Below are 9,927 nucleotides of genomic sequence, written 5' to 3'. Positions count from 1 at the left end.
GCCGGCGCCTGAGCACACGGCCCGGCGCGCGCCGGGCGGAACACGGCGGGGGCGCTGTCCCGCACACCCGGGTGTGCGGGACAGCGCCCCCGCCGTGTTCCGCCCGGCGCGCGCCGGGCCGTGTGCTCAGGCGCCGGCCGGCGGCTCGGGAGCGGGCACGTGGTTGGGCTCCGCCCCGCCGAAGCGGCGGTCGCGGCGGGCGTACTCCAGGCACGCGTCCCACAGGTTGCGGCGGTCGAAGTCCGGCCACAGCACGTCCTGGAAGACCATCTCGGCGTAGGCGCTCTGCCAGATCAGGTAGTTGGACGTGCGCTGCTCCCCCGACGGCCGGACGAAGAGGTCCACGTCCGGCATGTCCGGGTAGTACAGGTACTTGGCGAAGGTCTTCTCGGTCACCTTCGACGGGTCCAGCCGCCCGGCCCGCACGTCCGCCGCGATGGCCGCCGCCGCGTCGGCGATCTCGGCCCGGCCGCCGTAGTTGACGCAGAAGTACAGCGTCATGGCGTCGTTGTCCACGGTCTGCTCCTGCGCGATCTGGAGCTCCTGGACGACCGACTTCCACAGCTTGGGCATCCGGCCCACCCAGCGGATGCGGATGCCCATGGCGTCCATCTCGTCGCGGCGGCGGCGGATGACGTCCCGGTTGAAGTTCATCAGGAAGCGGACCTCTTCGGGCGAGCGCCGCCAGTTCTCGGTGGAGAAGGCGTACAGCGAGAGGTTCTTGATGCCCATCTCCAGGCAGCCCCTGAGCACCTCCAGGACGACGCCCTCGCCCCTCTTGTGGCCCTCGGTGCGCGGCAGTCCGCGCTGCTTGGCCCAGCGGCCGTTGCCGTCCATCACGATGGCCACGTGGTTCGGCACCAGCTCGCGGGGGATCTTCGGCGGGCGCGCGCCGGAGGGGTGCGGGTCGGGGGCGAGGTACTGGCGACGCTGCCGGGACAGCATTCCGCGCCGTGCCATGCGGTTCTCATCTCCACTCGGGCGGGCCGCGGCGGCCACGCCTGGTCAGGGCTGACAGGGGCAGGGACAACGGGGAGCGTAACCGGTCAGCCCTTCTCGACGTACCGCAGGGAGCGCAGCCCGCGCTCCAGGTGCCAGTGCAGGTAGGCCGACACCAGGCCGCTGCCCTCGCGGACGTGCCGGGCCTCGGCGGCGTCGGCGGTCGCCCAGTCGCCCGTCAGCAGCGCGCCGAGCAGCCGCAGCGCCTCGGGGGACGGCACGACGCTGCCCGGCACCCGGCAGTCGGCGCACACCACGCCGCCGGCGGCGACGGAGAAGAACCGGTTGGGGCCGGGCATCCCGCACTGGGCGCAGTCGTCGAAGCTCGGCGCGTAGCCGCCGACGGCCAGGGAGCGCAGCAGGAAGGCGTCCAGCACCAGCCCCGGGCGGTGCTCGCCGGCGGCGAGGGTCCGCAGCGCCCCGATCAGCAGCAGGTACTGCTGGACGTTCGGCTCGCCCTCGTGGTCGGTGAAGCGCTCGGCCGTCTCCAGCATGGCCGTCCCGGCGGTGTAGCGGGCGTAGTCCGTGACGATGTCCCGGCCGTACGGCGTGATGGTCTCGGTCTGGGTGCACAGCGGCAGTCCGCGGCCGACCAGGTCGCTGCCGCGGGCGAAGAACTGGATGTCGACGTGGGAGAAGGGCTCCAGCCGCGCGCCGAACTTCGACTTCGTGCGCCGCACCCCCCGCGCCACGGCCCGCACCCTGCCGTGCCCGCGGGTGAGCAGCGTGATGATGCGGTCCGCCTCGCCCAGTTTCTGGGTGCGCAGGACCACGCCGTCGTCGCGGAACAGGGTCATTCCCCCATTGTCCCCCACCCGTTCCCGGCGCGGGCCGCCGGGCGACGGGCCGGGGCAGGAGGTCGGAGCGGGGGTCGGGACGGGGGTGCCGGAGGGCGGGAGGGCGGTCGGGAGGAGGGTCGGGAGGGCGGTCAGGAGGGGGTGGTGCGGGCGGCGGCCAGCAGCCGGTCGGTGTCCTCCCGGCACAGGTGGAGGGTCCGTCCGACGGAGGCCAGCGTCCCGCGCTCGGCGGGGGTGTAAGGGCCGTCGGCGAGGGCGATGCGGGCGCCCAGGAGGAGCAGGCCCTCCCGGCCGGGCGGGGCGAGGTGCGGGGCGAGCGGGGCCAGGGCCTCGTGCAGCTCGATGTCCAGGGCGACGCCGTCGGCGCCGACCGCCGCGAGCAGGGCGACGAGCTGCTCCTCGGAGCAGCCGGTGAAACCGGCGGCCCGGACGCCCTCCACGGCCGCCTCGCGGGCCGCGCGGGACTCGGAGCCGCCCGCCGCGAGGACCGCCAGGGCTACGGCGTGCACGGCGTCGCGGAGCATGGCGCCCAGCCGGGTGGTGGTCGGGTGGTCCAGGGCGTCGGTGCCGAAGCGCCCCCGGCAGGAGGCGCACTCCAGCACCGGCCCGGCGTCGCCGCGCGGCAGGACGGGCACGCCGAGCACGACCAGGCGGCGGCGCCCGGTCCGGCGGCGGTAGTTGCGGTCCCCGCCGCACGACGGACAGAAGAACTCGCCGTCGTCGATCGTGTGCCACGCCGTACGGATGCCCACCACACGCAGTTTCCGGCCGTCCCGGCTCCGGGAGTGCACCATTCCGTACCTCCGTCACGCTCCAGCGCCATTGCCGCGTGGCGTGATGTTAACCACATCCATGAGGCGCCGTCAGTACCCCGACGGGCACGGATCCCGGGACCGGCCGGCCCCCGCACACCGGGCGGAGGAGGGTTTCCGCAGGCGGGAGGGCGTTTCCCGGAAGGGCCCGCCCGTCCGTACCCGTCCCGCGCCGCCGCCCGGCCGCGGGCGGCGGGAGCGCTCCGACGGTGAGCGGATCCACCTCCGGAGGCCGCCCGTTCTCACATATCGATGTTCGTTCTCACTTCAACGTGTTAGAAACGGGGCATGGGTGTTGCCAACCGCTTGGATCTGACCCTGCGACTGGTGCAGGGCTCCGGCCGGGCCTCCGTCTCGGAACTCTCCCGGCGTCTGGGGGTCTCGGAGATGACCGTGCGCCGGGACCTGGACGCGCTGGAGCGCCGGGGCCTGGTCCGCAGGGTGCACGGCGGCGCGGTCGCCACCCGCTCGCCCGAGGAGGACGCCGGCTTCTCCGCCCGCGAGTCGTGGCAGGCCGCGACCAAGGACCGCCTGGGCGCGGCCGTGGCCGCGCTGGTGGAACCGGGATCGCGCGTGCTCCTGGACGCGGGCACCACGACCGTCCACGTCGCGGAGCACCTGGCCGCCCGGGCCCCGCTGACGGTCGCGGTGCTCAGCCTGCAGGCGGCGGTCCGCCTGGCGGACCGCCCCGGGATCGAACTCCTGGTCGTGGGGGGCCGCTCCCGTCCCGGCGAGCGCTCCCTGGTCGGCCCGCTGGCTCTGCGCACGCTGGAGTCCCTGGCCTTCGACTGCTTCGTGATGTCCATCGGCGGTGTCCACGCCGAGCACGGCTGGTCGGAGTTCTCGCTGGACGACGCGGCCGTCAAACGGGCCGGGCTCGCCCAGGCCGCCCGCACCGTCGCGGTGGCGGACGCGACCAAGCTCGGCGTGCGCGCGTTCAGCCGGGTCGCCCCCCTCGGCGCGGTGCACGGCTTCGTCACCGACACCGCCGCCGAGGACGCCGGCACCCACCCCAACGGCCCGCGGACCCTCGAGGCCCTGCGGGACGCGGGGGTCGACACCCTCCTGGCCTGAGCCCGCACGACCACACCGAGGAGAGATCCCGTGCACACCGATCCGCACACCCGCCCGCAGCCCGATCCGCGGCCGCTGATGATCCTCGTCGCCGGCCCGTACCGGTCGGGCACCGGCGACGACCCCCGCAAACTCGAGGCGAACGTACGGGCGATGAACCGGGCCGCCCTCGCGCTCTTCCGCGCCGGACACCTGCCGGTCACCGGTGAGGCCCTCGCCCTCCCGCTGCTGGAGACGGCGGGCAGCACCCGGCCCGGCGACGCGCTCTTCCAGGAGATCTTCCATCCCGTCGCCGAACGGCTGCTGTCCCGCTGCGACGCGGTGCTGCGGATCGGCGGCCCCTCGGAAGGGGCGGACATGATGGTCGCCCGGGCCCGTGCGCAGGGCAAGGCCGTCTACACCGGCCTCGACGACGTCCCGGCCGCCCGGTGACCGCGGGCATCGACACCCCCGACCGCCGTGGACGCACGGGCCTGGACCGCCAGGGCCGCGACCTGACCGGCAACCCGCGGGTGCGGATCACCGACGTGGAGGTGCTCTCCTGCGACTGGTACGTGCTGCGCAGGACCACCTTCGACTACCAGCACGGCGACGGCCACTGGAGCCGCGAGCAGCGCGAGACCTACGACCGCGGCGACGGCGCCACGATCCTGCTCTACGACACCGGCCGGCGGACGGTGCTGCTGACGCGCCAGTTCCGCCTCCCCGCCTACGTCAACGGGCACCCCGACGGCATGCTCATCGAGACCGCGGCCGGGCTGCTGGACGGCGACAGCCCCGAGGAGGCCGTCCGCAGGGAGGCGGCCGAGGAGACCGGACGCACCGTCGGCGCCGCCGAGCACGTCTTCGACGTCTACATGAGCCCCGGCTCGGTCACCGAGCGCCTGCACTTCTTCGCCGCCCCCTACGACCCGGCGGCCCCCGCCGCCGGCGGAGGCGGGATCGCCGCCGAGGGCGAGGACATCACCACCGTGGAACTGCCCTTCGCCGAGGCGCTCGCGATGGTCCGCAGCGGGGAGATCGCCGACGCCAAGACCGTCATGCTGCTGCAGTGGGCGGCCTTGGACGGCCCGTTCCGGGACGCGGCGTCCCCGGCCCCGAATTCCGTCGCGGACCGGCCGTCCGGCCCCGCAGGATGAGGCCATGGACGTGCACATCACCGATCCGGCCCGCACGGGCGAGCAGCGGCTTCCCGACGGGAGGCTGCTGGGCTGGGCGGAGTGGGGGCCGCGGGACGGCACCCCCGTACTGCTCTCGCCGGGTGCGGCCACCAGCCGGCGGCTGGGCTTCGGCGCCGACGCGGTCGACGGCCTCGGGGTCCGGCTGATCGCCCTGGACCGGCCCGGCCTGGGCGCCTCCACCCCGGCCCCGGGGCGCACCTTCGCGGACTTCGCCGAGGACGTCCGCGCGTTCGCCGCCGGGCGGGGCCTGGGAGCGCCCGCCATGGTGGGGAACTCGCAGGGGGCGCCGTTCGCCCTCGCCTGCGCCGCGCGGGGCGTGGTGGGGGCGCTCGCGGTGGTCTCCGGGGCGGACGAGGTCGCCGATCCGCGGTTCGCCGGCGCGCTGCCCGCGGAACTGCGGCACCTGGTCGACACCGCCGTGGCCGACCCGGCCGCCGCCGAGCGGGTCTTCGCCCGCTTCACGCCCCGGGCCCTGTGGGAGATGGTCATGGCGGGCAGCCCGGAGTGCGACCTCGCGGTGTACCGGCAGCCCGCGTTCGCCGCCGCCTGGCGGCGGGCGCTGGAGGAGGGCTTCGCGCAGGGGCCGGAGGGCTACGCCCGCGACACCGCCCTGGCCATGGGCCGCTGGGACCGCCGGGGGCTGGACCTGTCGGAGATCGCGGTACCGGTGGACCTGTGGTACGGCGCGGAGGACACCGGCCACTCGCCCGACCGGGGAGAGGGCCTGGCCGCGCGCATCCCCGGCGCCGTCCGCCACGTCGTCCCCGGCGCCGGGGGCTCGGTGCTGTGGACGCACGCCGGGCCGATCCTGCGCACGCTGCTGGAGCGCGCCGGGAGCGCGCGGTAGGCCCCGGGAACGGGCCCGCCCCGCCGGACACCGGTCCGGCGGGGCGGGCGCGTTTCCTCGGCGGCCGTCCGGCGCGCGCGGCGCGTCAGCGGTAGGCGCGGTTGACCGCGGAGACGATGGCCTTCAGGGAGGCGCGGGTGGTGTTGGGGTCGATGCCGATGCCCCACAGCACCTTTCCGTCGATGGCGCACTCGATGTAGGAGGCGGCCTGCGCGGAGGCGCCCTCGCTCATGGTGTGCTCGGTGTAGTCCAGCAGCCGGGCGTCGACGCCGATGGCCTCCAGCGCGTTGAAGAAGGCCGAGATCGGGCCGTTGCCGCTGCCGGTCAGCACGGTCTCCTCGCCGTCGACGACCGCCTCGACGGTGAGGGTGTCCACACCGTCCTTGTCGGTCGTGGTCTGGCCGTTCCGCACCTGGATGCGGCCCCAGGGGTTCTCCGGGTTGGGCAGGTACTCGTCGCGGAAGGCGGACCAGATCTGCTCCGGGGTGACCTCGCCGCCCTCGGCGTCGGTCTTCGCCTGGATGATCCTGGAGAACTCGATCTGCATCCGGCGCGGCAGGTCCAGCTTGTGCTCGTTCTTCAGCACGTAGGCGACGCCGCCCTTGCCGGACTGGGAGTTGACGCGGATGACCGCCTCGTAGGAGCGGCCGACGTCCTTGGGGTCGATGGGCAGGTACGGCACCGCCCACTCGATCTCGTCCACCGTCCTGCCCTGTTCGGCGGCGGTGGCCTCCATCGCCTCGAAGCCCTTCTTGATGGCGTCCTGGTGGGAGCCGGAGAAGGCGGTGTAGACCAGGTCGCCCGCGTACGGGTGGCGCGGGTGGACCTCCATCTGGTTGCAGTACTCGGCGGTGCGGCGGATCTCGTCGATCCGGCTGAAGTCGATCTGCGGGTCGATGCCCTGGCTGAACAGGTTCATGCCCAGGGTGACCAGGTCGACGTTGCCGGTGCGCTCGCCCTGGCCGAACAGGCAGCCCTCGACCCGGTCCGCGCCGGCCATGATCGCCAGCTCGGCGGCGGCCACCGCGGTGCCGCGGTCGTTGTGGGGGTGGGTGGACAGGCAGATGTACTCGCGGCGGGACAGGTTCCGCGACATCCACTCGAAGCGGTCGGCGTGGGTGGAGGGCGTGGAGCGCTCGACGGTGGCGGGCAGGTTGAGGATGATCTCGCGGCCGTCCTCGGGCTGCCAGACGTCCATGACGGCCTCGCAGACCTCCAGGGCGAAGTCCAGCTCGGTGTCGGTGAAGATCTCCGGGCTGTACTGGTAGCCGAAGACCGTCTCGTCGCCCAGCAGCTTCTCCGCGTACTCCATCACCAGCCGGGTGCCGTCCACGGCGATCTGCTTCACGTCCTGCCGGCTGCCCCGGAAGACCACGCGGCGGAAGACGGGCGCGGTGGCGTTGTACAGGTGGACGGTGGCGCGGTGGGCGCCGACCAGGGACTGCACGGTCCGCTCGATCAGCTCCTCGCGGGCCTGGGTCAGGACGGAGATCGTCACGTCCTCGGGGATCGCGCCCTCTTCGATGATGGAGCGCACGAAGTCGAAGTCGGCCCGGCCGGAGGAGGGGAAGCCGACCTCGATCTCCTTGTAGCCCATGCGTACCAGCAGGTCGAACATCTCGCGCTTGCGGGCGGGCGACATGGGGTCGATCAGGGCCTGGTTGCCGTCGCGCAGGTCGGTGGACAGCCAGCGCGGCGCGGAGGTGATGCGCTTGTCGGGCCAGGTGCGGTCGGGCAGGTCCACGGCCTCGTAGCCGCGGTACTTGTGGATCGGCATGCCCGACGGCTGCTGGGTGACGGTCGCCGCGGTGATGGGTGTGGGACGGCCGATGCGGGAGGAGGAACTGCTGCTCATGGTGGGCTGAACTCCTGTTCGCGGAGTGGTGGGCTTCCCGGAGGGGCCGACGACGGCAACACCGAACTCCGCGGGGAGGGGGTCGGCCGTGTGACTACAGGCCCTCGCCGCGGCGGCTAAGGAGAAGCAGCCCGAAACGCATGATGCGAGCCAGCCTAACCGAGACCGGGGGGAGACGGCCGCGCGTATCACTATGCGAGAACCCGCATGAGTGAACGCCGGGGTGCGGGGGCCGGTGCGCCCGCCCGCGGGGACCGGGGGCGCCCGGCCCCCTGGCGGGGCGGGCCCGGAGGCCTAGAAGCCGAGCTTGCGGAGCTGCTTGGGGTCGCGCTGCCAGTCCTTGGCGACCTTCACATGGAGGTCGAGGTAGACGGGCGTGCCGAGCAGGGCCTCGATCTGCTTGCGGGACTTGGTGCCGACCTCCTTCAGCCGGCTGCCCTTGGGGCCGATGACGATGCCCTTCTGGCTGGGCCGCTCGATGAAGAGGTTGGCGTGGATGTCCAGCAGCGGCCGGTCGGCCGGGCGGCCCTCGCGCGGCACCATCTCCTCGACCACGACGGCGATGGAGTGCGGCAGTTCGTCGCGCACGCCCTCCAGCGCGGCCTCGCGGATCAGCTCGGCGACCATGACCTGCTCGGGCTCGTCGGTGAGGTCGCCGTCCGGGTACAGCGCCGGGCCCTCCGGGAGGAGGGGGACGAGCAGGTCGGCCAGCAGGTCCACCTGCCGGCCCGCGGCGGCCGAGACGGGGACGATCTCGGCCCACTCGATGCCCAGTTCCTTGCCGAGCCGGTCCACCGCGATGAGCTGTTCGGCCAGGGCCTTGGAGTCCACCAGGTCGGTCTTGGTGACCACCGCGACCTTCGGGGTGCGCTTGAGGGCGGCCAGTTCCTTGGCGATGAACCGGTCGCCGGGGCCGATCTTCTGGTCGGCGGGCAGGCAGAAGCCGATCACGTCGACCTCGGCCCAGGTGGTGCGCACCACGTCGTTGAGCCGCTCGCCGAGCAGGGTGCGCGGCTTGTGCAGGCCGGGGGTGTCCACGAGCACCAGTTGCGCGTCGGGGCGGTGCACGATGCCGCGCACGGTGTGGCGGGTGGTCTGCGGACGGTTGGAGGTGATCGCGACCTTCGTCCCCACCAGGGCGTTGGTGAGGGTCGACTTGCCCGCGTTGGGGCGGCCGACGAAACAGGCGAAGCCCGCGCGGTGCGGCGCGGGCTCCGTCCGCGGCTGGGGTCGGGAGGAGGGGGAACGGTCGCTCATGGGGGCCATTCTCCCCGATCCCCCGGACGCCGCCGACCACCGGAGCGGACGGCGGCACTCACCGGCGCCTCATGCCTCCCGGGCGAGGAGCGAGCCCGTGCCCTCGGGCACGAACGCCCGCAGGGCCTCGTCGACACGGTCCAGGGTGTCGGGGTGCAGCTCGACGCGGGCGGCTTGGAGGTTCTCGGCGATGTGCGCCGGGGTGCGGCTGCCGGGGATGGGGACGACGTGCTCGTCCTGGTGCAGCAGCCAGGCCAGGGCCAGTTGGCCGGGGGTGAGGCCGAGGTCGGCGGCGATGCCGCGCAGGGGGGCGTAACGGTCGTTGTTGGCCTGGAGGTTGGCCGCGTCGAAGCGCGGGACGTTGCGGCGGAAGTCGTCCTCGTCGAGCCGCTGGACGGTGCCGGTGAGGAAGCCGCCGCCCAGGGGACTCCAGGCGACGATGCCGACGCCCAGTTCGCGGGCGGCGGCGTGCAGTTCGGGATCGATCGGCTGCCACATCGACCACTGGGTCTGCACCGCGGCCACCGGGTGCACCGCGTGGGCGCGGCGCAGTTGGTCGGCGGTGACGTTGGACAGGCCCAGGTGCCCGACCAGTCCGGCCCCGACGAGTTCGGCGACGGCGCCGACGGTGTCCTCGATGGGCACCTGCGGGTCGGGGAAGTGCGGGTAGTACAGGTCGATGTGGTCGGTGCCGAGGTTGCGCAGGGACTGCTCGGCGTAGCCGCGCACGTGCTTCGGCTCGGCGTTCACGGCGAGCTCGCCGAAGGTGTAGGAGACGGGGAAGGTGTGCGCCTCGGCCCCTTCGGGGATCCGGAAGCCGAACTTGGTGGCGATGACCACCTGGTCGCGGCGGCCGCGCACGGCCCGCCCGATGAGGCGCTCGTTGTGGCCGTCCGAGCCGTAGCCGTCGGAGGTGTCGATCAGGGTGGCGCCCTCGTCGAGGGCGGTGCGCAGGGCGGTGACCGCGCGGTCGTCGTCGATCTCCCCGTACATGCCCGGGGAGAGGACCATGGCGCCGAAGCCGATGGCGGAGGAGGTCAGGGAGCCCAGGGTGCGGGCGGGAAGGACGGTTGCGGTCATGCGGGCAGCCTCCCACCGGGCGCCC

General features: G+C 73.7%; 10 protein-coding genes. 4 read left to right on the top strand and 6 right to left on the bottom strand.

What is annotated here, in order from left to right:
• Positions 1-126: 126 nt before the first annotated feature.
• From VE546_RS23080 to VE546_RS23070, 3 genes are all read right to left on the bottom strand, one after another.
• Positions 127-960, bottom strand: coding sequence for an isoprenyl transferase (locus tag VE546_RS23080; protein WP_324925430.1), 834 nt, complete (start codon positions 958-960; stop codon positions 127-129).
• Positions 961-1,046: 86 nt separating this feature from the next.
• Positions 1,047-1,796, bottom strand: a complete 750-nt coding sequence (recO, locus tag VE546_RS23075) for a DNA repair protein RecO (protein ID WP_324925428.1) — start codon at positions 1,794-1,796, stop codon at positions 1,047-1,049.
• 131 nt (positions 1,797-1,927) lie between these two features.
• The gene (locus VE546_RS23070) at positions 1,928-2,590 is read right to left on the bottom strand and encodes a TerB family tellurite resistance protein (protein WP_324925426.1); all 663 of its coding nucleotides are present in this window, start codon (positions 2,588-2,590) and stop codon (positions 1,928-1,930) included.
• Between the two features lie 306 nt (positions 2,591-2,896).
• Between VE546_RS23070 and VE546_RS23065 the strand changes: the two genes are divergently transcribed.
• The 4 genes from VE546_RS23065 to VE546_RS23050 all read left to right on the top strand — a co-directional run bounded on the left by VE546_RS23065 (position 2,897) and on the right by VE546_RS23050 (position 5,710).
• The gene (locus tag VE546_RS23065) at positions 2,897-3,682 is read left to right on the top strand and encodes a DeoR/GlpR family DNA-binding transcription regulator (protein WP_324925424.1); all 786 of its coding nucleotides are present in this window, start codon (positions 2,897-2,899) and stop codon (positions 3,680-3,682) included.
• 78 nt (positions 3,683-3,760) lie between these two features.
• Positions 3,761-4,114, top strand: a complete 354-nt coding sequence (locus VE546_RS23060) for a DUF4406 domain-containing protein (protein WP_324925438.1) — start codon at positions 3,761-3,763, stop codon at positions 4,112-4,114.
• Positions 4,111-4,821: an NUDIX domain-containing protein gene (locus VE546_RS23055; RefSeq protein ID WP_324925422.1), complete on the top strand. Its 711-nt coding sequence runs from the start codon at positions 4,111-4,113 to the stop codon at positions 4,819-4,821. Before VE546_RS23060 ends, VE546_RS23055 begins: the two co-directional genes overlap by 4 nt.
• Positions 4,822-4,825: 4 nt before the next feature.
• The gene (locus VE546_RS23050; RefSeq protein WP_324925420.1) at positions 4,826-5,710 is read left to right on the top strand and encodes an alpha/beta hydrolase; all 885 of its coding nucleotides are present in this window, start codon (positions 4,826-4,828) and stop codon (positions 5,708-5,710) included.
• An 85-nt stretch (positions 5,711-5,795) separates the two neighbouring features.
• On the opposite strand, the gene leuA is transcribed toward VE546_RS23050, so the two are convergent.
• From leuA to VE546_RS23035, 3 genes are all read right to left on the bottom strand, one after another.
• A complete protein-coding gene (gene leuA / locus VE546_RS23045) occupies positions 5,796-7,565 on the bottom strand; it encodes a 2-isopropylmalate synthase (protein WP_324925418.1) in 1,770 nt (589 codons plus the stop codon).
• A gap of 294 nt (positions 7,566-7,859) precedes the next feature.
• On the bottom strand, positions 7,860-8,831 hold the full coding sequence (gene era, locus VE546_RS23040) for a GTPase Era (protein WP_324925416.1): 972 nt from the start codon (positions 8,829-8,831) through the stop codon (positions 7,860-7,862).
• 60 nt (positions 8,832-8,891) lie between these two features.
• Positions 8,892-9,902, bottom strand: a complete 1,011-nt coding sequence (locus tag VE546_RS23035; RefSeq protein WP_324925414.1) for an aldo/keto reductase — start codon at positions 9,900-9,902, stop codon at positions 8,892-8,894.
• Between the last annotated feature and the right edge of the window lie 25 nt (positions 9,903-9,927).

Origin of the sequence: Streptomyces sp. (assembly GCF_035644915.1) — a bacterium.
Taxonomy (GTDB): domain Bacteria; phylum Actinomycetota; class Actinomycetes; order Streptomycetales; family Streptomycetaceae; genus Streptomyces.
Note: the sequence above shows the minus strand (reverse complement) of the source record. Positions and strands in the feature narration are given on the sequence as shown.